This window comes from Candidatus Caldatribacterium sp. SIUC1, from assembly GCF_051549785.1.
GTDB lineage: Bacteria > Atribacterota > Atribacteria > Atribacterales > Caldatribacteriaceae > Caldatribacterium.
In genome coordinates this window covers 485,565-504,040 of record NZ_CP189974.1, presented here as the reverse complement: position 1 = coordinate 504,040, position 18,476 = coordinate 485,565, and the positions used below count along the sequence as shown (strand labels likewise).

Genomic DNA, 18,476 nt, shown 5'->3' with positions numbered 1-18,476 from the left:
CAGGGAGAACACAAGTTTCCTCACCTTTCTCCTCCTCCTTTATAGAAGGGTTTTCCTGGTGGTATTATAGTTTTCTCTTCCCTTTATGTCAACCGTTTGACATACAGGAGCGCTTTTAAAATAACTTCCCTTTTGTTCCCCTTGAGGGGTCGCTATAGGTGACTGTGAAGTTAAACGTTTGCGCATTCGCCTCCAGTGTAGCTTCGTACTCACCCTTTTTCCACCGAAGGACCAGGAGATGTTCGTCGTTTGTTTCCTGGATGGCGAAGTCCCCCGAAAACGCCGGGTAGGTGTTGCGGAATCGCATGAGTTGAAGGAGCTTCTGGACCACGGGCCGGCGCAGATTTTCCTCAACCTCTTCCACGGTGTAGTAGTGGCGGTTGATGTCCCTTCCCTGCTTCGTCCTCTCCACGAGTTCGATGTCGTTTTCTCCCGCGAGTAACCCCACGTAGTACACCTGGGGAATACCGGGGGCGAAGAACTGTATAGCTCGTGCCAGAAGGTATGCGTCGTCGTTGTTGCCGAGTGCCGAGTAGTAAGTGCAGTTGATCTGGTAAATGTCCAGGTTGTTGTACGCCGTCGTGCTGTAGATGCTCTTGACGTTTGCCCCCCGGGAGTACAGGTACTCTTTGGTCCTCTCGATTTCCTCATCGGTTAAGAGGTCCTTCACATCAACTACTCCAATCCCGTCGTGGGTATCGAGGGTGGTGAACTGTTTCCTGGGGCATATCCGCAGCCAGTGGATGAGTCGCGTCGTTGAGCCGCTGTAGAGGGTATGGAGGACAAGCATCGGCAGGGCAAAGTCATACACCCAGTATCCCCGTTCCGCGAGCTTGAGCTGGAACGAGTAATGTTCGTGGACTTCCGGGAGGATTTCTACACCGTAAGGTGCAAGCACCTCCCGGCAGAACTCAAGGAGTTCCCATATCTCCGGTTCGACGAAGAAACAGTTTGTTCCCCGCTTTTTGATGGTGTAGGCAACCGCGTCAAGCCTTATAAGGGAAGCACCTTTCTCCGCAAGGTGCTCAAGGGTGTTTTTGATGAAGGTTCGGGTAACCTCAGAGGTGACGTTGAGGTCAATCTGTTCATCGCTGAAGGTGCACCAGATTTTCTCCGTGGTGCCGTCGGCGAACTCCACGGTGACATAAGGCGGTCGGGGTTTCCTCTTGTAAATCATGTCGAGTTCCTGCTTTGTGGGCTCCCCGCAGGGCCAGATGTCTCTATACCGGATGAACATCGTGGCGTAAGGGGATTCGTCCTTCCGGGCCAGGAAATCCTGGAAGAAGATGGACTGACGGGAGATATGGTTGACCATGAAGTCGAACATCAGGTAGAAGTCCTTCTTCAACGCCTGGATATCGTCCCATGTCCCGAAGGCTTCGTCAACCTTCTCATAGGTGATTGGGGCAAACCCCCGGTCTGCTGAGGAAGGAAAGAACGGCAGGATGTGAAGCCCCCCGATGGCATCGCTAAAGTGCTTTTCCAGAAGGTATTTCAGCTCTTTGAGATTCCTACCCATGCTGTCTGCGTACGTGATGAGCATGATTTTATTGGGAACCGGCATGGCTAACGCTCACCCTTGCCTCTCTATTTCAGATTTCAGAAATCGAAATCCGGAAGTTCCGTGAGTCCAAGTTCTACCGCAAGGTCCATGAGGTCTTTGTCGTGGTGGTATCGTACCTCCCAGAGGGTGTCGATGACCATCGTGGCACCCTCGCTAGGGGTGAAGGGCGGCCACTTTGGAATCCACTCATGAGTGGGGTCTCCGGTGTACGCAAAGTGAATCCACGCCAGACTCACCATGTGTGCCACGACTTTTGCCGCTATCCCTCCACCGGTTGCGGTGGGAACGAGGTCGGTGTTGTCGAAAACATAGGGGAGTTCTGCACAGTGCCAGGCCATGCCCACACCGTCCATGACCGGAGCTTCGTAAGCAAAGACGTAGGTGTACACGGGGGCGCCTTTTTGTGCAGCCTTTTTCCGTGCTGCCTCTAAGGTTGCAGGACGAAATGCGGTGTCCACGAAGTACGCATCGGCAGGTTTCTTATTTGGGTAGGCCTTCATGAACGCATGGAGGGCGTCCTGGGCCCTGGAGCCGTATTTTTCGGTGAGTTTTGCCAGAACCTTTTCCATGCTCCAGGTGTCTTTGTTGTCGCAGAGAAGGTCAACGGCCTCACTGGTGATGATAGTGGTGAATTCGTTGAGTACCGTCCCCATGATCATGGGGATGTCCCGGGCCTGAGGGGCGAATTCCTCGGCTACCGGGTGCGTAGGGATGTACGTTCCATCGAGAACTGGCCCCCACATATAGCGTATATTCAGTTCCTGTGAAACTTGCCTTTTGGCGCTGTTAGCTGCCTCAAGGAGCACGTGGTACGGCACTTCCTGGAGCTTATCGACGTCCTTTGGAGAGAGATTGAGGTTTTTGAGGGTCAGGGCTGCCACCCGTTCGGCGGCTTCTTTCTCGTTGAGGGTCATCCCAAAACCAAAGGCGATGCCGCTTTGAATAACGGCCTTGTGGAACAATCCCCGTGCTGCGGGGGTTGCCGCCAAGGCGAGGATTTTTGCCCCACCACCGGAATTCCCAAAGAGCGTGACGTTCTCGGGATCGCCCCCGAATTGCTCGATGTTCTCCCGTATCCACTCCAGGGCGGCCACGATGTCGGCAATGCCCACGTTTGCCGAGTGCCTGTATGCCTCACCACAAAGAGAGAGGTCAAGAAAGCCCAGGACATTCAGGCGGTGGTTAAGGGAGACGACCACAACATCCCCTTTTTCGCTGAGATTTCGGCCGTCGGTGAGGGGAGAAAGGGACGACCCGGCGCTGAAAGCGCCACCGTGGAGGTAGACCATAACAGGGCGCTTTTTCCCGTCCGCAAGCCCCGGTGTCCAGATGTTCAGGAACTGGCAGTGTTCACTTTGCTCAAGGTATACGTGGGGATTGAAGAACTCGTCTCGTGCGACCCTGTTCCGTACCGGGCTCTGGTAGCATATCTCACCGTACCTTGTGGCGTCACGGATGCCGCTCCAGGGATTGACCCTCTGGGGCATCATGAAGCGCCTGGCCTGGGCATACGGTATCCCACGGAAGGTGTAGATACCCCGGTCGATGAACCCTAAAAGTTTCCCTTCCGAGACCTCCACCACCGCTTTCGAAAGCGACGAAACAACTGAGTTCCCCCGTGCGCGTCCGGGGACAGAAGCCCCCTGAGGACTCCAGTGTGGCATCAATGTACATCCTGCCCTCCTTTCAGGATGCCCCCATCGGTAAGGTAGAGGAAGGGCTCTTCTGCACTGATGAAGGTCACCGAGATATCTCCGACGAGGGGCTGAAGCCATGCCACCATGTGTTTCATACCCCATTCTTCGGTCCGTTCGTGCCCGAGGACGATGATTCCTCTATTCAGCCCCAGCATGGTGGCATCGTTGACGTAGGCAGGAAGCGTCCATTCATAGATTTCCCCACACACCACGGCGTCCAGGTTGTGTTGCTGCATAACCTGCATGGGCATTTCTTCCCTCCCAAGACCGAGGCTGCCTCCACCGACGAGGATGCCGACCCTTGAGACTTTCATGTCGGGATTCCCCACAATGCGCACAACACCCACAGAGAGCTTCTCTTTGAAGAATCTCGCCAGGTCGGCCAGGGTGGTTTGCGGGATTTCGTAAATCCAGGGGTTGTCTGTACTCACCAGGTACTGGTCCCAACCGATTTCTTTCCAGAGCCCCGCATAGATGCCGTCGGGCTGTGCCATGTGCATGTAATCGTGATACCTCCAGATGGCCATTCCGTGGGACTCTATGAGTTTCTTCTTCTCGAGGTACACCGGGTCGTTCTCGAGCCAGTCTGTGGCATCTCCTCCCGTGTAGAACGTTGGCTCATGGGTGATGATGAGGTTTGCTCCAAGCTCTGCAGCTTTCCGGATGACGTCGACGGTGGCCATGAAGGTGACAACGATTCCTGTCACCTCAGTGTCGTAACTTCCCGCGATGAGTCTGTCATTCACGGGGAGTTCTCTGTCACCGACGGAGTACCGAATGATGGCGTTGACGACATCTCGTACGGTCATCCGGTGCCCGGTTTCCGCTCCTGCGGTTCCCGGGAACACCATGCCGAGCACAAGCCAGCCAAGGAGCACCGGAAGTACCAGCTTTTTCACGGTCTCGCCCCCCTTGATCGTGTTCTAGCGCAAACATAGCACAAGGGAATTCTTTATGTCAAGCGTTTGACATAAAGCAGGGGAGATCTCCGCGCAGGATAAAGAACCACTCTAGAGCAAGAAGGGTGAACATTCCGGAAGGTTCTACTAACCGTTTGACACAAAAGTTACGTCGTCTCCCGCTCCACCAGCGTCACCGGGAGGACGTTCTCAACCGTCACCGCTTCTTTGTTGATCTGTTTGTGGATGAGCTCCACCGCCAGTCTCCCCATGTCCTCAATGGGTTGCCGGATGGTCGTGAGCTGAGGCGTGAGGAAGGACGCAATGCTCACGTCGTCGTATCCGACGACCTTGATGTCTTCAGGTATTCTCTTTTTCCGCTGGTGGCAGATTTTAATGACGCTGGCGGCGATGACATCGCTTCCGGCGAAGATACCCTCCACGTCGGGATGTTCTTCAAAAAGCCTGAGAACCAGTGTATCGTACTGGCGCATGTCAAAGACGTTAAGGTCCGTTTCCACGGTCACGTATTCCACCTTTCTGGCCTGCGCGGTGGCGACAAACGCCTTGTTCCTCTGGTTTGCCAGCATATTGAGGCGGAGATTGCCGCAGATGTGGGCGATTTTCCTGCACCCCCTGTCGATGAGGAGGTTGGTGGCTAAAGTCCCCCCCAAGTAGTTGTCAGAGGACACGAAGGGGATGTCCGGTGCAATCTGCCGGTCAAAGGTGACCAGGGGGAGTCTGAGACTCAGGTACTCGTCCACTTCTAAGGTGTGGCTGGCCATGATAATACCGTCGACCTGGTTTGCGCGGAGCATCTCAACGTATTCTTTTTCCTTTTTCTGGTCGAGCTGTGAATTGCAGAGCATGACCTTGTACCCGTACTCGTACGCGTAGTACTCAATGAAGAAGGCCAGTTCACTGAAGAAAGGATGGACGACCGTGGGGAGGATGATGCCCAGGATGTTGGTTCGTCTCCGCAGGAGGGACCGGGCGATTTCGTTCGGCTGGTAATTGAGCTCCTTCATCGCCCGGTATACCTTTTCCCGGGTGGCTTCACTGATGTATCCTCTGTTGTTCAGTACCCGGGAGACGGTGGTCACGGTTACCCCTGCTCTCTTCGCCACGTCCTTAATCGTCACCGCTGCCATCTCCATTCATCCTCTCGCCCTGTTTCTCTGGAGGTATAGTTTACAGGAAAAACGTCATTCATGCATCAGGGGTTTCCCCCTCGCCTTCCAGAGGCTGGCAGCGGGGGCAGAAGTACGTGCTCCGGGAGGCGATGACCTTCCGCACGATTGGGGTCCCGCAGCGGGGACAGTGGCTCTTTCCGTAGACCGCAAGGAGATGCTGGAAGTTCCCCTCTTCCCCTAAGGTGCGCCGGAAGTCCCGGATGGTGGTTCCTCGCTCTTCAATCGCCTCCTCAAGGACCTCCCGGATGGCGACGAAGAGTCTGGCTTTTTCTGCTTCAGAGAGCGACGAAAGAGTGCGCTCAGGATGCAACTGGGCCCGGAAGAGAATTTCGCTTGCGTAGATATTGCCGATGCCGCAGATGCCTCTCTGGTCTAAGAGGAAGTCCTTAAGACGCCTCTTCCCCTCAAGGAGAGCCCGGACATTCTCCAAGGTGTACGCCGGGGACAGAGGGTCAAGGCCGAGTTTTTCGGAGAGTTCCTTTTCCTCCCGGAGAAAGGCAATTTTCCCGAGCCGCCGGGTGTCGCAGAAGAGGAGGTGCTCTCCAGAGGACAAAAGGATATCCACTCGCTCGTGCCTTTGCGGAGTGTTCGCTTTTGCGAGAAGCAGTTTCCCGGTCATCCCAAGGTGCAGCGCCAGGCACCCTCCTTCGGCAAGGCCAAAAAGGAGGTACTTCCCCAGGCGCCTGACCCCAATGATGGTCTTTCCTTCCGCTGCTTCTTTCGGGAAGCCGAGGCGAGGATCCCGAATCTCCACCAGAACGATGCGCTTTCCCCGAAGGAACGGCTCAAGTTCTCTCCGTAAGACCTCAACCTCTGGGAGTTCCGGCATACTCCTATTCTACCAGAACTCCCTATGCTGCGGTGACCGTAACGGTGGTAAGACCAAAAGAACAGTTCCCGGACCTATCGCACACCTTCACCATGATGGTGTAGGTTCCTGCCTCCGTAAAGGTGTAGGCGAAGGTGGGGGTGCCCCCTGCGCATCCCTGGGGTCGGCCGTTCACGAACCACTGATAGGAGACGATTGTGGACTCGTCCTTTGCCCGGGCAAGGAAGGTGAGTGTGGTTCCGGCGGGGACGCTTGGGTTACTCGGCTCAATCGCAACCTCGGTGGGGGGCCAGAAGTCCTCCCCAAGCTGGAGCACTGGGAAGTTCGCCACGATGGTCTTCATCATGGTGTGGCCGGCATCATCCCGTAGCGAGGCTCTGAGGGTAAGGAAGAGGTTTTTCATCCCGTAGTTCTTCCAGAGGTAGTCGATGGTGTCTTGGAAAAAGAGCGGGAGGTTCGTGAGGACATAGGGGCTGGCCTCCCCAGGTTGAGGAATGGTGGGCTCAGGGGAGACATTGGGAGGAACGTAGTAGGAAAGCACCAGGTCCTTGGCGAGCTCGGCGACCTCGCCTTTTTCTGTGGTATAGGTGTAGGTCAGGCGCTCAATGGTGAACCCTACTCCATTCAGGGGGTACACGACAAGGTCGAAGGTCAGTCCCTGGAGGAGCTCGAACTTTTCCGGTCCTCCGATGTCTGGGGGTGTGTTAAAGACATAGTACATCCGCACCTCAGCCTCAGGGTTGATGACGTTCAAAAGCCCCTTACCGAACCAGTTACACCCTGAAAGGACCAGCACCACCAGGAAACAGCAAAACGGTATCAGGTACCCTCGCATGTTTTCCCCTCCTCAGAAAGTTATCCGCAACCCCACAAAAAACCCTTCAAAACGCAGGTCATCGAGGGGTGTTTTCTCTCCAGCCAGAAGACCGCTGTAGCCGACAACCAGCGAGGTGTTTTTGCCCACCCGCAATCTTCCCTCAAGGTCAAGCCAGAGGTTTGTGGCGGAGGCCATCTGGCAGGTGAGTGTTCCCTCAAGGGAGAAATTCCCCCGTCTGTGCGCTCCACCCAGGGCCACGAAGCCCACGGTGTCCTCTCCCACCCATCCTGTCCCGAGGCGGAAAAAGCACGTGGTGTCGTTCCGGTCCTGTTTCCGGCTCTCGAAAAACACCGACCACCCCTGGTTTTCCGGTGTTCCTTCCCAGCGGATGCCGAGGGATTCTCCTGCAACACGGTACACAAGTTCGAGACTTCCCCAGAGTGGCTTTCCGGAGAAGCTGGTCAGGAGGTTCCCGCGAATTTCCACCGTCTCCTCCCACGTGGTTTCAAAACCCACGTTCAGGAAAGGTCCGGGAGAGCGGTACTCCAAAAATGCCCGGGTACCCCGGAGGTCTCTTGCTGGCGAGGTGGCCTGGAACTCCAGTGGTGGTCCCTCAAGGTGAACGAGGGATGGAACGCCCCGGGGATTTTGCCTTTTCGCCTCCACAAGGAGCACGAGCTTCTCGCTCTGTGTTTCCCTCTCCGGGCGTCTTTTTGCGGACCGGCTTTCGAAGAGCTTCCGGGCTTTGCTCTGGATTTCCTCGTACGCTTCAAGAACGAGGGGGGTGACCACGCCTTCCTCAAGGATTGCCGAGGTTTTGAAGGTCCTCCGCACCACGGTGAGGGGGTTTTCCCCTGCGGTATCCGTCACCTCGACTTCCAGGTTCACCACAATGCGTCTGTCCTCGCGACACAGGGGTTGTGCCCGGAGGCCCGTGCCGAGTTCCACGACCTCTAAGGCCCCCAGGCCCCCCTCCTCTACCCTGTAGTACACCCTCTCCCCTACCCGGCTTTCTCCCCACTCCCCTTCAAGGACGAGGAGTTCCTGCTCCAGGCGCCGGATTGCCTTTTCTTCTTCCTCCCTGAGGGTTAGCTGTCCCTGAAGTCTTTCTCTATGGTCGAGGCGGGGAAAGGTGAAAAGCTTCTGGGTGTCAGGAAAGGAAAATGCCGAATCCTCGAGGGATTTTTCCCCACCCTCAAAAACGGCAGCCCTGAGGAGGATGTGCTCCCGGGGACGGTCAAGTGCGACAACGGTGTCCTTTATCGCCTCCCTTACCCTCTTTGGGCCGACGACGAGAAAGTGAAACGGCGAGGTGGGGAGGAGATTCCCCACAAACTCCGGATGGAGCGCGAGGATTTCCCGGGACGTTCTGAAGCGGGTGGTGCAGGTTTCGACATCGCTTATTTTGAGGTACTCGGGTGTGCCCTCCTCTGGTGTGCCAATGTAGTACACCCCGTTCTTCTCGTGCCACACGATTCCGGTTCCCTGGAGGATGAGGTCCAGCGCGTCCTCGAAGGCTATGGATTCCCGGCGTACGTTCACCCTTCCGGGGACGTCCTCAAAAAAGACCACTTCCACCCCTGCCTGGAAGGCCACGGTGAGGATGGCCTCTTTTCGGGGGATGTCGGGGCAAAACAGCGTGACGGTCTTTGCCTCGCTTTTCGGAGGAACGCAAAGCATGCTGAGGACAGAAAGCGCAAAAAACAAAAGGCATTTCTCACAGGATGCTCGGGGTGATGAGGATGACCACATCTTTGTCCTCGCTCGTTGTCTTCTTATGGCGGAAAAGGGCCCCGATAATGGGGATGTCTCCAAGGAGGGGGACCTTCCCTTCGGTGGTGACTTCGATGAGCTGGCGTAACCCTCCAAGAACCAGGGTCTCTCCTGTTTTCACCCGGACTGTTGTCGACACGATGCGGCGGCTCACCACCGGGAGGTCCTGAAGCCCTGCCCCCACGACGTTACTCACCTCAGGACTCAGGGTGAGGATGATTTCCTCTCCATCCACCACATAGGGCCGGACCTTTAGGATGACCCCGGCACTTATGGTTTCAAGGCTCGTTGTGGGGAAGGTGGCGGTTCCGGTGACGATGGCGTAGTATTCCTCCCGGGTAACCCGGATTTCTCCTTCCTCCCCGTCAAGGACCACCAGGCGGGGATTCGAGCGGATGCGGGCCTTTCCTTCCTTTTCGAGAAGATGAATGGTGGCGACCACCCGCTCGAGGCGCTGGAAGAGCCCCCCGATGCTCGCAAGCTCTCCAAACTGAAGTCCATAGGGTCCCGTGGTTGCACCGCCCCACTCAATCCCCAGGTTCCTGGCTGCTTCTCCTGAAACCTCTGTTACCACGGCATCGATGACAACCTGCTTTCTTGGGACGTCTGCAAGTGCGAGAATCCGTCGAATTTCGTCGATGATGGGTTGAGGAGCGGTCACAGTGATGAAGCGCTTCCCGGGAATGGCTTTGGCGTACTGGGCGTAGAAGTCCGGAAGCAGTGCCAGGGCTTCCTCGGCGTTGAGGTCCTTGAGGTTGATGCGTTCGCTTTTTGCAATATTCCGGAACGCGGGGCTCTCGGGGGATCCGGAACTTACGAGGTAGTACCCGTCCATTTTGACGGCCACACAGCCAAAAGGCGTGAGCATCATTTCCAGAGCCCTGCTTAAGGGGACTTCAGAGAGCTCCAGGGTTACGTATCCTGAGACGGTCTCATCGGCGAGGATGGGGATTCCCGCCTGGCTCGCCACGTCCTGCAGGGCTTCCCGAATATCGGTGTCCACGAAGACATTGGTGATCAGCGGTTCTTCCGCTTCTTCGCCGTGGGCGAGGGCAACACACGCGAGGATCAGACAGCATAACGTAAAAAACAGCCGCAGAAAAGGCGACTTCATTGAACCCCTCCTTTTGACCTGAAGGAACAGGCCATAGCAATTTCTCCCCTGTACTGACCAGGGGGATCCTCCACCCTGGTCTCCACAAAAAGCAGGAGATTCGCAAGAGTCACCGTTTCTCCTGCCCGGGCGGTACGGACGACCACCGGATTTTGGAAAGAGACCAGGGATTTCCCGAGTTTGACAAACACCCGCTCGGGAGGGATGTGCCCTCCCTGTTCTCCCGTAAGACCCCGGGTGGAGAGAAGAAGCGTCCATGGGGTGACGTTGGCCCGGGCAGACAGTGACAGGGCTGGGGTAAGGGAATAGAGTCCAGGGGGGCCAGAAACCTCGAGGGCGATGTCCTTTTGGGCTTCCTGCATTTCAACTTGGAAGGCCGGTGGAACAGCAAGGACAAGGGTAAGGGATTGCGGTAAAGGCATGGGTTGTCCTCCCGTTCTTTGGTAGAAAAAGACGAGATTCGCCGTGTACTCCCCAGCCTCCATTGCCCAGGAGGGTGCAAAAGTGAGCGTGAAGCCACCCACGGTGACCCCATGGGGCGCTGGCTGGGTTCCCTGGAGGATGAGGATAGGCGTCGGAGAGAGGGGAAGGGGGTTCTTCTCTCCTGGTGCCCTGAGGAGGAGCACCCCTTGGGGGATGGTTTCCTGACTCTTGAGGGCGACGAAAAGCGCCCAGGATGTGTCGCCGGTTTGGAGGGCGAGGGAGAACTCCGTGGTCCTTTCTTCTCCCGGTTTCACCCCAGAAAAGACGAGTTTCTGGGGGAAAGGAACGAAGGCAGGGATTTCCTGAGCCCCCATCCGGGTTCCCCGGGTATCCCCAAAGAAAACACCCAGGATCACCAGGATGGCCAGGGCTTTTGCCATCCTCCATCCCGCAATCAAAGTCTGTCCCTCCTCCCGTTTTCAGAGGCGGCGTAGAGCGTGGAAAGGAGTTCCTCGATAGGGCCTCCCTTGACGAGGTAGGCGAAGGCCCCGCTTTTTTTCGCCTCTTCCTGGAAGTCCTGGTTGTCATAGAGGGAGAGGATGACGACCCGGATGTGTTTCCATCGCCTGCGAATTTCCTGAACAAGGTGCGCGCCGTTTGCGTCAGGGAGAACGAAATCCATGACGACCACATCCGGAGAGGTCTTCTCAATGGAACGCAGGACGTTTCGCGCCTTTGTGGCCACACCCACGACTTTGATGTCCTCCCGTTTCTCTAAAAGGAACACGAGCCCCTCGAGGAAGAGGCGATTGTTGTCAAGGAGAAAGACCCGGATGACGGTGCATACCTCCTTCCTTCCCATAGCTAACCAGAGGGGTTGTGCTCCGGCATCCTCTTGCGGTCCCCTTTTGTTCGACCGAAAGTCCTAACCTTTTATCTTTTTTCATAGGCCGAAAGTCCCTTCCGGGGAGTAAACTTGCGGTATAGTATACTAAGGGGTGAAGTATTTTGAGACTCTAAAAAGTGAACAAAAACACAACTTTACTCTAAGGGGGGAAGGAGGGGAAAAGGTGGAATGCCTCTTGGAGGAAGAGGCCTGGTGTGCCGATTTCCCACAGAGCCGAACGGCGCTCTTTGTGCTTCGGGAAATCCTTCGGAAATCCTGTGCTTCTTCGGGTACCCTTGCCGTTTTTGACCCCTTTCGGAAGAAACTCCGAGTTGTTGCCGCCTTTGGTCTTTACCCCAAGCGTCTGCGACATTCTCCGTATCTTCCTTCTTGGGGGGTGGCGGCGCACGTACTCCAGGAGGGACAGGGGGTCATCATCGATGCCTTGCACAGCCCTCCCCTATCCCTGCCGTACAGGAGATGCAGGGATACCTCCTCGGTGTGCGTTCCTCTTCGGGGAGGGGACGGCAAAACGGTTCTGGGTGTCCTCTCCCTCAACAGGCGCGAGGGATGTTTTTCTCCGGAGATTCTGCTTTTCCTTGAGGATCTCCTGCAAGAGTTTTCGGGATTTTTGAAAGAACTGAGAGGAGGCCTTGAGGAGGAGCATCTCGTGCGGATGGTGCAGAAGGCTTCAAGGGTGCTCAGTGGTTGTGACTGGACTACGGGATTTCAGGGATTGGTCCGCACTATTCTGCGGGCCTTTCAGGTGATGGTGCCGACAAAGTACGCGGCGCTCTTTGCCCTCCTCCCCACGGGAAAGTACACCATCGTGGTGCCCCGGGAACTTGCGAGGGTCCTTTCTTCCGAGGCTCGGGAAGAACTTGGTCGAATTTTCCTCCCCCTTTTCCGGAAGAAGCATCCTGTGGTGTGCAGTGCCCGGAGCGTCCTGCGGCTTCTTTCTCTCTCCGGGCAAGCCTCTTGGAAGGTGCTGGTTTCTCCCCTGTATTGGCGGGGGTGTTTCATGGGAGCTTTCGTGGCCCTTGTGGATGCTCCCTTTTCAAGACTCCTTGGAACATTCCTTGCCATATTGAGCGGTGTTGCTGCGGGGATGCTCCAGGGCTTTGCATTGTGCGAGAGGGCCCGGATGGGCATTGTGGAGCAGGAGAGGCTCCGTATTGCCCGGAGCCTCCACGATGGAGTTGCCCAGAGTCTTGCGGGGGCCGAGATGTGCTGCAGAGCCCTCAGGGAGATGCTCCGGGGGGAGGAGGCTTCCGTGCTGCTTCACTTAGAGCGTTTCTTGTCCTCTTCCTGTCGGGAAGCGCGGGAGATATTGCGGGAACTCCGGGGAGAAGGTCAGGAGGATAGAAGCTTTGCCCTCCGGGAGGCGCTCCTCGAGAGGCTCGACTACCTCTTTGGCCTTCAAGGGGTGCACTACGATCTTCGGATAAGCATCCCCGAGGAGTACCTGCCTTTCCCGGTACGGAAAGAGGTTTTCGCTATTCTCGAGGAGTGCCTCATGAACGTCTGGAAACACGCCGGAGCAACAGCGCTTCGGGTGACCATCGGCCGCTTCCGGAATGCCGTGTACCTCGTGGTGTGGGACAACGGGAAGGGGTTCTGTCCGGAACAAGCCTTCCTGCAGGAGCGTACTTTTGGTCTTCGGGGGATTCGGGAGCGGGTAGCTGCCCTCGGAGGTATGGTGCGCGTTCGTTCTCGGTCCTCTCGGGGAACAAGGATTGGGGTGGTTTTCCCTGTTCACTGGTGACTACCCCTTTGAGTTCACAACCCTTCCAGTTCTGGCTATCGTGGACGATCACCTGCTTTTCGCCGAGGGCCTGAAAGGGCTTCTGGAAGCCCAGGGGAATGTCAAACGGTGCCTGGTGTACCGGAATGGTTATGAAGCTCTGCAGAAGATTCCTCTTGAGCGGCCGGATCTCGCCCTTGTCGATGTTCACCTTCCGGATATGGATGGTGTGGATCTCGTGCGCAGGCTCCAGGGGAAGGCACCACAGCTTAAGGCAGTTATGCTCACCGTGGATGACACCTTAGAGACAGCGCTTCGGGCCATCACGGCCGGCGCCATGGGGTATCTCGTGAAAAGCGCTCCTTTCCCGAGGATTCTCCAGGGTATCTGGGCTGCTCTTCAGGGTGACATCGTCATCGCGTCGGAGGTTGCACCTCTCGTCGTCGGTGAGCTCAAAAAAATTTACGTCCGCCGGGGGAGGAAGCCTTCTTCTCTCTTCCAGGTCCTGACGCCCAGGGAACGGGAAATCCTTCGGGCCATCGTGGAGGGGAAGAACAACGCTGCGATTGCTGAGGAACTCTGCATCGCCGAAAAAACTGTAAAGAACCACCTCACCAACATCCTCACCAAGCTCAACATCGAGAATCGGGTCAAGCTCATCGTCTTCGCCCTCAAAGAGGGATTCCTCGAAGAATAGGGTCCTGGAGGCTTTTGGGACTTTTCGTCCTGCGAATAGGTCTTCTGCCCGATGCAGGGGTACCACTTGTTCTTCTACCCTTTCTGCAGAGCTCCTGGAAAGGGCGGTGATTGTGTGCGGCGTTTTGGAATTCTCCTCGTTCCTGTTCTTCTCCTTTTCCCTCTCCCGGTCTTTGGGGAGACAGTCTGGGAGGTTCTTCAGGGACCGACCATCCGGGTCGAAGCCACCATCCATCCCTATGTGAACGTTACGGTGAACCTTGCCGATGGAAAAGGACAGGCCCTTCCCGGCCGTGAACCGGCGGTCGTCTTTGACTGTGACCGCGGTCCGGGTACATACCGGGCAAATAACCCCCTTGTGCTTTCGGTGGTGACGAATACCCCCCTGCAAGTCTTTGCCGAGGCCAAACCCCTCCAGGGGAAGGAAAAAGCCACGGTAATTCCCCCTGAGCGCCTTGCTATTGCCATCGCCGAACAGGGGAAGGAAGCCGGGAATTTCGTGCGGTTCCTCAACGGGAAGAAGCTCCTCCTCTTTGAGACCTCAGCGGGGGGAATAGCATACACCGCAAGGTGTGACCTGCAGCTTGAGATCACCCATGAAGACAGGGCCGGGGAATATGTCGGGACCATCGTTGTGGAAGTGTTTTATCGTCCTTGAGGTTACGTTTTTTCTGCTTTTGCCAGGGTATGCTCTGGGAAGCATCGCCCTCGGGGTTTCGCCACCTTTCCTTGAGGTACAGATGGGCAGCGGGGTCAACCGCCGCGTTGCCATAGAAGTCAAAAACGCTGCCGGGGTAGCGGTTGCTGTTCGGTGCTTTCTTGCCGACCTCGCCCTCTCTCCCCAAGGGGAGATTCTCCTGCTCCCTGAGGGAAGCAGCCCCCTTTCTCTTTCTTCCTGTGTCGTCCTGCAGGATGCGCGGGTGTTCACGCTGGGGCCAGGGGAAAGGAGAAAAGTCTTTCTCCGGCTGAAGATTCCCCCGGACGTTCGTGAGGGGCGGTACGGGGCGGTAGTCTTCGAAACGGTCCCGGAGGGAAACGGGGGGGTCGCTGTGAGCATTCGCACGGGGACGCTCCTTTTCCTTCTTCCCCGCATCCGAAAGACCGAGAGGATTTCTGTGGTGGTGGAGGGGGGAGACAGAGAGCGCCTGCGACTCTCCCTTGAGAACGCTGGGAATGTCCACGTGCGCGTGTGGGGTGAGGTGCTCGTGAGAACCAGGGAGGGGGAACTCCTCCACCGCGCCGTGTTTCCCCAAAACGAGAAAAACCTCCTCATCCTTCCTGGAGGAGTGCGGAAGATTACGGTGGAGTGGGAGAAACAGCCTTTTCCTTTGGGGGAGTACGAGGTTGAAGTTCGGGTCTTTGGTGAGGACCGCCGGCGACCCCGTCCCCTTGGCGCTTTAAAGGTTTTCCTGGCCCTACCGTAGCGTTTCCTGGGACTTTCGTCTTACGAGTGTTTTTCTTTTTTTGAGACTATCCGGTGGTCTTTCGGGACTTTCAGTCGATTTCTTCCCTTCCTTTCCCCCCGATAATACCCCCAGAGGGAGGTGAGAGGCAGGGAGGGAACGAGGGCAAGAATCAGTCTGAAAGTGGTAACCAGGATTCCACCTGAAAGGAGGAGAGGAGCATGAAGTGGTTTGTGATTTTGGGTGTTGTGGTGTGTTTACTTTTTGTGGGCGCAGTGGCCTGGGCAGAGGAGGAAATCCCGAATGAACTCACCTCCGAGGAACAGGCAGAGCTTGCCCGAATCCTCGGCATAGGCCCGGATGACTCCACCAATACTGTCAACGTTGATATCCCCGGGGCTCAGTGCATCTACCCGAAAGGCGCCTGGGCGGTCATTACCAAGCCCTATTTCTTCTCCTGCAACCTGGATCCCTGCGCAAAGGTGAAGGTTGAAGCCTCCGTCGCCCAGTGGGTCACCCTGAGCCTTTCTGCCACGGAGATCAAATGGTATGTGCTGAAGCCCGGTTGCTACGACACCCAATGGCTTTTCGGGTGCCTCACAAGCAATGGCGACGTGGATCTCGTGTTTTCCGGGTTTGAGGACCTGAAGAAGACGGACGCAAACGAGACCATTCCCACCTACTACAAGTACTGGCAGTGGGGTGGCCCATGGCCTCAGTGGGTTCGGGCGTCGGACTTCAACGGAACCAGGTCCATCACAGAGCCGATTTTAGGCTATGTCTTCAGGATTTACAACAAGATCGAGGTTTCTCACCTCACTCCTGCCTGTGAGTACGCGGACCCCAATGGTGCGACAATCTGCGTTACGCTGAAAGAGCAAAAACCATGGGTGAAGCCAAGCTGAGTTTCTCCCTCTCTGGTGCCCCCGGGGGCACCAGAGAGGTCCTGCTTTTCGGGTTTTGCCTTTTGCTTTTTGCCTTCCTCCTTTTGCCTTCCTGTTCCTGGGGTGTGGGGCTCACCATGAGTCCCCTCTCGTTTAACCTTGAGCTTCTTCCCGGAAGCAAAGAAGAGCTCGTCTGCACGCTTTTCAACGAAAGCGCTCAGGAAATCCGCCTCCAGGCCTTTGTGGCCGGGACTGTGGAGGAACGGGACGGTACGTACCGTCCCGCAGGCCCTGAGGATACCCTGGACCCTCAGCATTCCTGTGTTGCCTGGGTTCGCCTGGAAGAGGCAACCCTGATGTTGCCTCCCTTTGGAGGGAAAGAGATCCGGGCCACCCTCACTGTTCCCCCCAGCGCTAAACCTGGTCTGTACACTGCTATGATCGTCTTTCAAGCTACAGCCGAAGAGGAGAAAACCGCCCTCCAGGAGCAGGCAGCGGTATTGAAAACCAGGGTTGACGTCCTTTTGGGTAACGTCCTCTTTGTCCGGGTACGACGGCGAGGCGTTGCCCAGCGCTGGAGTGGGAAATTCGGGGTTATCGAGGCCTTCGAGGTGAAAAGAACCGAAGAAGGGCTGAGGTTTTCCGCCACCCTCGCAAACCGTGGCAGGGATATCATCGAAGGGAAAGGGAAACTCATCGTGACCAATGCCCTTGGGAAAAGGGTGATTGAGTCTCCCCTGGGGAGTGGACGGGGCCGGGTCCTCCCCGGGTTTTCTCTTGATTTCGTCACCCTTTATACGGGGAACCTCCCGCCCGGGGACTATGCGGCTTTAGCAGTCATCGACTATGGAGGAGTCCACAGAGCAGAAGCAAAAACGATTTTCCACGTCGAGGGGAAAGAGGTGGCGGAAAGAAAAAGAGAAATCCAGGATGTGGGCATTGCTGCGGTGAATCCAGTGTTTCTCAGTGTCAGCAAGGAGATCCTCGAGGGGAAGATTTCTCCGGGAGCCAATCGTTCTTTCACGGTGGTGCTCTACAACGACTCTTCTCACACGGTCGTCGCCCGGGGTGTTGTCATTGACCCGGTGGAAGCCGAAAGCGCCCGCTTCAGTTCCTTCGTCGAAGTCGCCCCGGAGCAGGTGGAAATTGCCCCTTATAAAACGAAGACCGTGCGAATTACCGTGAAGAGTCCTGACAGTGTCTCCGAAGGCGACAAATACGTCCGGGTTGATTTTCTCCCCGAAAGTGTCGACGGAAAACCCGTTCCCGAAGAACTCCGAAGGGCCTTTGGGGCATCCACCCTCCTTGTGCTTGAAAACGTGAAGGGGGTGAAAATGCTTCAGGCAGACCTTACGGGGATTGAGTTCGTCCTTGAGGGACCTCCCCAGAAGGCCACGTTCCGTCCCCGGGCCGTGGTGCGCTTCCGGAACACGGGGAACACACACCTCCAGCCTTCCTGTGTCATCACCCTTGTGCGGATTCAGGAGGAGATATCTACAGAGGGGGCTATTGCGGTGAAACCGGGCTCAAGCCTCACCCTGGTCTTAAGAGAGAGTCCGGATCTCGTTCTTCCCGGTGAGGAAGGGGTGCTCGTCCTTGAGTCGCAGAATACCCTGGAGCCCGGAAAGTACGCCCTTACACTTGTCATGGCGCACCAGGGGAAAGAAATCCTCCGCAAAGAAGAAACCCTTAAGCTCCATCCGGGAGGGTAAAAGATTCAGATTCCTCCCCCGATCTTCTTTCCCCCAAAAGCCCCAGAGCAATCTGGGGCTTTTCGCTACTTGAACTCCTTCTCCATTGACCGGGGCTTCACCTTGCAATATAATGATACCACAGTACATGCGGGAAAGGAGAAGCAGAATCCATGAAGAGGACGTATCAGCCACATCGCCTGCGTGCCAAGAGAAAACACGGATTCCGCGCTCGTATGAAGACCAAAGGAGGGCAGGAAGTCCTCCGCCGAAGACGGAGAAAGGGCCGGAAGCGCCTCACTGTATGATGGAAACGCTCACGAGGAAAAAGGACTTTGCCCGGATCTTTGAGGAAGGAAAAAGGATCGGTAGTGGTCCTTTGCGTCTTTTTTTCTACCGGCGGGAAGCGGGACCTGTCCGGGTGTGTTTTGTGGGGCGGAGCAAGAAGGCGGTGTGCCGGAACCGTATCCGGAGAAGACTGAGAGAGGCCTTTCGTGTCCATTACTACCCCATCTGGAAGGACCAGCCCTTTGACTTTGTCTTCGTGGGGGACGAAAGCATCGCTTCGGTGGAGTTTCCCCTTCTTGTCCGGTGGATGGGAGAACTCCTGGGAAGGGTGGAACAAGACGGGTGAGACCTGAACGAGCCCTCGTGCAGGGCCTTGACCGGGTGCTTGAGTGGTACCAGAAATACCTCTCCCCTCTTCTTCCTGCCAGTTGTCGGTTCGAGCCCACCTGTTCTGAGTACGCGCGGGAGGCGTTGCGAAAGTACGGGCTCTGGAAAGGCCTTCTTCTGAGTCTCTGGCGAGTGCTCCGCTGCCATCCGTATGCTCGCGGTGGGTACGATCCGGTGAAATGACGGGA

The 18,476-nt window shown here is 56.5% G+C and carries 19 protein-coding genes; 9 read left to right on the top strand and 10 right to left on the bottom strand.

Going from position 1 to position 18,476, the window contains the following annotated elements:
* Positions 1-115: 115 nt before the first annotated feature.
* The 10 genes from gtfA to ACP6EK_RS02530 all read right to left on the bottom strand — a co-directional run bounded on the left by gtfA (position 116) and on the right by ACP6EK_RS02530 (position 11,171).
* Positions 116-1,564, bottom strand: a complete 1,449-nt coding sequence (gene gtfA, locus ACP6EK_RS02575) for a sucrose phosphorylase (RefSeq protein WP_438317467.1) — start codon at positions 1,562-1,564, stop codon at positions 116-118.
* Positions 1,565-1,599: 35 nt separating this feature from the next.
* Positions 1,600-3,228, bottom strand: a complete 1,629-nt coding sequence (locus ACP6EK_RS02570) for a carboxylesterase/lipase family protein (protein WP_438317464.1) — start codon at positions 3,226-3,228, stop codon at positions 1,600-1,602.
* On the bottom strand, positions 3,228-4,160 hold the full coding sequence (locus ACP6EK_RS02565; RefSeq protein ID WP_438317462.1) for a Nif3-like dinuclear metal center hexameric protein: 933 nt from the start codon (positions 4,158-4,160) through the stop codon (positions 3,228-3,230). Before ACP6EK_RS02565 ends, ACP6EK_RS02570 begins: the two co-directional genes overlap by 1 nt.
* A 167-nt stretch (positions 4,161-4,327) precedes the next feature.
* Positions 4,328-5,317, bottom strand: a complete 990-nt coding sequence (locus tag ACP6EK_RS02560) for a LacI family DNA-binding transcriptional regulator (protein ID WP_438317459.1) — start codon at positions 5,315-5,317, stop codon at positions 4,328-4,330.
* A 52-nt stretch (positions 5,318-5,369) separates the two neighbouring features.
* Positions 5,370-6,182: a bifunctional DNA-formamidopyrimidine glycosylase/DNA-(apurinic or apyrimidinic site) lyase gene (gene mutM, locus ACP6EK_RS02555; protein ID WP_438317456.1), complete on the bottom strand. Its 813-nt coding sequence runs from the start codon at positions 6,180-6,182 to the stop codon at positions 5,370-5,372.
* 22 nt (positions 6,183-6,204) lie between these two features.
* Positions 6,205-7,017 carry a PKD domain-containing protein gene (locus ACP6EK_RS02550; protein WP_438317453.1) on the bottom strand — a complete coding sequence of 271 codons (813 nt, stop codon included), beginning with the start codon at positions 7,015-7,017 and terminating at the stop codon, positions 6,205-6,207.
* Between the two features lie 12 nt (positions 7,018-7,029).
* The gene (locus tag ACP6EK_RS02545) at positions 7,030-8,706 is read right to left on the bottom strand and encodes a hypothetical protein (RefSeq protein WP_438317450.1); all 1,677 of its coding nucleotides are present in this window, start codon (positions 8,704-8,706) and stop codon (positions 7,030-7,032) included.
* 10 nt (positions 8,707-8,716) lie between these two features.
* On the bottom strand, positions 8,717-9,886 hold the full coding sequence (locus tag ACP6EK_RS02540; protein ID WP_438317447.1) for a type II secretion system protein GspD: 1,170 nt from the start codon (positions 9,884-9,886) through the stop codon (positions 8,717-8,719).
* Complete coding sequence (locus ACP6EK_RS02535; RefSeq protein ID WP_438317444.1) at positions 9,883-10,767, bottom strand: hypothetical protein; 885 nt, start codon at positions 10,765-10,767, stop codon at positions 9,883-9,885. The genes ACP6EK_RS02540 and ACP6EK_RS02535 overlap by 4 nt, the downstream gene beginning before the upstream one ends.
* Complete coding sequence (locus ACP6EK_RS02530) at positions 10,764-11,171, bottom strand: response regulator (protein ID WP_438317441.1); 408 nt, start codon at positions 11,169-11,171, stop codon at positions 10,764-10,766. Before ACP6EK_RS02530 ends, ACP6EK_RS02535 begins: the two co-directional genes overlap by 4 nt.
* A 208-nt stretch (positions 11,172-11,379) precedes the next feature.
* On the opposite strand from ACP6EK_RS02530, the gene ACP6EK_RS02525 reads away from it, so the two are divergent.
* From ACP6EK_RS02525 to yidD, 9 genes are all read left to right on the top strand, one after another.
* On the top strand, positions 11,380-12,960 hold the full coding sequence (locus ACP6EK_RS02525) for a GAF domain-containing sensor histidine kinase (RefSeq protein WP_438317438.1): 1,581 nt from the start codon (positions 11,380-11,382) through the stop codon (positions 12,958-12,960).
* Complete coding sequence (locus tag ACP6EK_RS02520) at positions 12,932-13,636, top strand: response regulator (protein ID WP_438317435.1); 705 nt, start codon at positions 12,932-12,934, stop codon at positions 13,634-13,636. Before ACP6EK_RS02525 ends, ACP6EK_RS02520 begins: the two co-directional genes overlap by 29 nt.
* Positions 13,637-13,750: 114 nt before the next feature.
* Positions 13,751-14,293: a hypothetical protein gene (locus ACP6EK_RS02515; RefSeq protein WP_438317432.1), complete on the top strand. Its 543-nt coding sequence runs from the start codon at positions 13,751-13,753 to the stop codon at positions 14,291-14,293.
* On the top strand, positions 14,268-15,059 hold the full coding sequence (locus tag ACP6EK_RS02510) for a COG1470 family protein (RefSeq protein WP_438317430.1): 792 nt from the start codon (positions 14,268-14,270) through the stop codon (positions 15,057-15,059). The genes ACP6EK_RS02515 and ACP6EK_RS02510 overlap by 26 nt, the downstream gene beginning before the upstream one ends.
* A gap of 200 nt (positions 15,060-15,259) precedes the next feature.
* Positions 15,260-15,943, top strand: coding sequence for a hypothetical protein (locus ACP6EK_RS02505; protein ID WP_438317427.1), 684 nt, complete (start codon positions 15,260-15,262; stop codon positions 15,941-15,943).
* A complete protein-coding gene (locus ACP6EK_RS02500) occupies positions 15,925-17,634 on the top strand; it encodes a COG1470 family protein (RefSeq protein ID WP_438317424.1) in 1,710 nt (569 codons plus the stop codon). Before ACP6EK_RS02505 ends, ACP6EK_RS02500 begins: the two co-directional genes overlap by 19 nt.
* Before the next feature lie 152 nt (positions 17,635-17,786).
* Positions 17,787-17,921 (top strand): 50S ribosomal protein L34, encoded by a 135-nt coding sequence (rpmH, locus tag ACP6EK_RS02495; protein ID WP_438317421.1) that lies wholly within the window; start codon positions 17,787-17,789, stop codon positions 17,919-17,921.
* Positions 17,918-18,247 (top strand): ribonuclease P protein component, encoded by a 330-nt coding sequence (rnpA, locus tag ACP6EK_RS02490; protein ID WP_438317418.1) that lies wholly within the window; start codon positions 17,918-17,920, stop codon positions 18,245-18,247. The genes rpmH and rnpA overlap by 4 nt, the downstream gene beginning before the upstream one ends.
* Positions 18,244-18,471, top strand: coding sequence for a membrane protein insertion efficiency factor YidD (gene yidD / locus ACP6EK_RS02485; protein ID WP_438317415.1), 228 nt, complete (start codon positions 18,244-18,246; stop codon positions 18,469-18,471). Before rnpA ends, yidD begins: the two co-directional genes overlap by 4 nt.
* Positions 18,472-18,476 lie beyond the last annotated feature (5 nt).

Bases quoted from the DNA above. Each gene is read 5' to 3' on its own strand.
- gtfA (WP_438317467.1), bottom strand. From the start codon at position 1,564: ATGCCGGTTCCCAATAAAATCATGCTCATCACGTACGCAGACAGCATG.
- ACP6EK_RS02570 (WP_438317464.1), bottom strand. From the start codon at position 3,228: ATGCCACACTGGAGTCCTCAGGGGGCTTCTGTCCCCGGACGCGCACGG.
- ACP6EK_RS02560 (WP_438317459.1), bottom strand. From the start codon at position 5,317: ATGGAGATGGCAGCGGTGACGATTAAGGACGTGGCGAAGAGAGCAGGG.
- mutM (WP_438317456.1), bottom strand. From the start codon at position 6,182: ATGCCGGAACTCCCAGAGGTTGAGGTCTTACGGAGAGAACTTGAGCCG.
- ACP6EK_RS02550 (WP_438317453.1), bottom strand. From the start codon at position 7,017: ATGCGAGGGTACCTGATACCGTTTTGCTGTTTCCTGGTGGTGCTGGTC.
- ACP6EK_RS02540 (WP_438317447.1), bottom strand. From the start codon at position 9,886: ATGAAGTCGCCTTTTCTGCGGCTGTTTTTTACGTTATGCTGTCTGATC.
- ACP6EK_RS02530 (WP_438317441.1), bottom strand. From the start codon at position 11,171: ATGGGAAGGAAGGAGGTATGCACCGTCATCCGGGTCTTTCTCCTTGAC.
- ACP6EK_RS02505 (WP_438317427.1), top strand. From the start codon at position 15,260: ATGAAGTGGTTTGTGATTTTGGGTGTTGTGGTGTGTTTACTTTTTGTG.
- ACP6EK_RS02500 (WP_438317424.1), top strand. From the start codon at position 15,925: ATGGGTGAAGCCAAGCTGAGTTTCTCCCTCTCTGGTGCCCCCGGGGGC.
- rpmH (WP_438317421.1), top strand. From the start codon at position 17,787: ATGAAGAGGACGTATCAGCCACATCGCCTGCGTGCCAAGAGAAAACAC.
- rnpA (WP_438317418.1), top strand. From the start codon at position 17,918: ATGATGGAAACGCTCACGAGGAAAAAGGACTTTGCCCGGATCTTTGAG.